This window comes from Thermococcus sp. M36 (genome assembly GCF_012027355.1).
In the GTDB taxonomy this organism is placed as follows: domain Archaea; phylum Methanobacteriota_B; class Thermococci; order Thermococcales; family Thermococcaceae; genus Thermococcus.
Genome location: NZ_SNUH01000383.1, coordinates 1 through 382 on the forward strand (window position 1 = coordinate 1; position 382 = coordinate 382).

Annotated in this window: 1 protein-coding gene; it reads right to left on the reverse strand. The window is 35.1% G+C overall.

Annotation, left to right across the window (positions count from 1 at the left end):
- Positions 1–114: 114 nt before the first annotated feature.
- The coding region (locus tag E3E36_RS12755; RefSeq protein WP_206203766.1) for a hypothetical protein at positions 115–382 on the reverse strand (268 nt) is incomplete at its 5' end.

Consider the following 382-nt stretch of genomic DNA (forward strand, 5'->3'; position numbering starts at 1 on the left):
TCTTTTATTTTTTACCGCAGAGAAGCAGCGTTAACGCAAAGTTTTAATTGTTTACTTCTCAGCGAAACCTTTGTGTCTCTCCGCCTCAGCGGTGATATATTTTTAAATCAAGCATTACTTATTCGCATTCAAATGATTCATTATATCAACAACCGGTGCTGTTATTGCATTTTGTAATACATAAGGCATTATACCGATTACAATAATTCCAATCAACAACAACAAAGCAGCTAATTTTTCATTCCATGTGGCATCTTTCAAACTCAAAAAATGTTCATTCTTTACTGCACCTAAAATACTGCTGCCCGTTGCTCTTAAAATGTATACAGCCGTTACCACAATGGATGCACAGCTTACTATTGTAGCAATTCTATAAGCTGTT